The sequence below is a fragment of the Arcobacter sp. AHV-9/2010 genome (genome assembly GCF_004116575.1).
GTDB classification, from domain to species: Bacteria; Campylobacterota; Campylobacteria; order Campylobacterales; family Arcobacteraceae; genus Aliarcobacter; species Aliarcobacter skirrowii.
In genome coordinates this window covers 1-1800 of sequence record NZ_PDKH01000011.1, presented here as the reverse complement: position 1 = coordinate 1800, position 1800 = coordinate 1, and the positions used below count along the sequence as shown (strand labels likewise).

The 1800-nt window shown below is 22.5% G+C and carries 1 protein-coding gene; it reads left to right on the top strand.

Annotation, left to right across the window (positions count from 1 at the left end; all coding sequences use genetic code 11):
* Window positions 1-576: 576 nt before the first annotated feature.
* Window positions 577-1659 carry a tyrosine-type recombinase/integrase gene (locus CRU94_RS09500; RefSeq protein WP_164966591.1) on the top strand — a complete coding sequence of 361 codons (1083 nt, stop codon included), beginning with the start codon at window positions 577-579 and terminating at the stop codon, window positions 1657-1659.
* Window positions 1660-1800 lie beyond the last annotated feature (141 nt).

The following is a 1800-nucleotide window of genomic DNA, read 5'->3' as shown; positions in this document are numbered from 1 at the left end:
TTCATCTTTTTCTTCTTCATTATCTAATCTTATTTCAATTCTAGTTTTTTTCATTATTTACCCTTTGATGAATTATATCATTCTAAAAATAAAAAACCGTACAAAAAGAACTAAAAGACAGTATCCTACCTATCTTAAATTATTACTTTTTTTGTGGTTGCTGTAGATTTTAAAGTTTTTTCAGTTGTTTATACTTACTAATTCAATTATAAAGTACGATATAAAATAGTATATATAATTAATTTATATATTTGATAATAGCTGAAATAAATGATTTTATTAAATATAAAGAGACACCTATAAGGATACCTAAAAAATATTTTTTATAATTTCTATTAGAGTTTGTTTATATCAATATTTATATCATAAGGTTTGTTTAATGGCGACCCCAGCATGATTCGAACACGCGTCATTAGGAGGAAATCTTTATGCCTTATATATTCATTTATTTACAATTTTTGATAAATATCCCATTTTATAATGCTTTTAAGGTTTTGTATATTAATATTCACTTCATATAATTACATATATAAACAAAACAAACTACACCCCAAACTGTACACTAAAGGAAAATTTATGGCTTTACCAAAATTAACTATTACTAATTATAAAGGAATTTATTTTTATAAAGACAATTATAAAGGTAAAGTTTTTGTAGGTATATTTGAAATTAATAAGAAAAGATATAAAAGAGTTTTAGGTTATGAGAATGATGCATTTAAAACAAATGCAAAAATTGCATTTTTAAAAAAAGAAGAATTAAAAAATGATATTTTAAATAACAACTATATAAAAAAAGATTTGATTTTTAAAGAGCTATTTAAAATATATATAGAACATTTAGAAAATTCTAAATCAGTATCTAGTAGAACAATTTTAATAAAGCTAAGTAATTATAAAACTCATTTTAAACCTGTATTTGATAATTTATTTATTAATAATATGCAAGCCTTTCAGATTCAAAATTTAGCTAACACTTTATTAAAATCAAAAGCTCCAAAAACTGTTGACAATTTATTAGCTGACCTATCTGCTATTTTTAAATATGCTATGAAAAATAAATATATAACTAATAATCCAGTTTTATTAGTGGATAAACCAAAATATGACAACTTAAGAGATTATCCATTAAACATTGATGAATCAAAAAGGTTATTTAGAGCTATTATAGATTTTAAAGAGCCTTTATATAAAGAGATATTTACATTTCTACTTCATGGTAGAAGAAAAGATGAAGTTCTTAGTTTAAGCTGGGATATGATTGATTTAGAAAAAAGAGTTTATTACATAGGATTTGAAATTAACAAAGCTAAAAAAAATATGAGTTATGAGATTACAGATGAGCTGTATGAAATTTTATCAAATAAAGAAGATAAAACTGGTTATGTTTTTAAATCTTTAGTAACTGGAGATAAAGTTAAAAATCTAAGATGGGCTTGGAAAAGAATATTGGAAGTTGCTGAAATTACAAAACCTATAAGAATACATGATTTAAGACATTTAATTGGTGAAATATCATTAAATGAAACAGATAATAGTATGGAAGTAGTTGCTGCTATTTTAGGACATAGTTCTACTCGCCCTACTCGTAGATATGCAAAAGTTCAACAAAAAGTAGCAGCTCAAGGATTGAAAAAGGTTTTTGATACTTTGAAATAAAAATTATAGTAACTATAAATGATAGAATAATAACAATTAGTATAACCTATTTCTATTTTTATATATCAATTGACATAATACTATCAATTATAATAAATATTTAAGGTTTATATATGCTAAATAAAAATTTAGATAAATTGA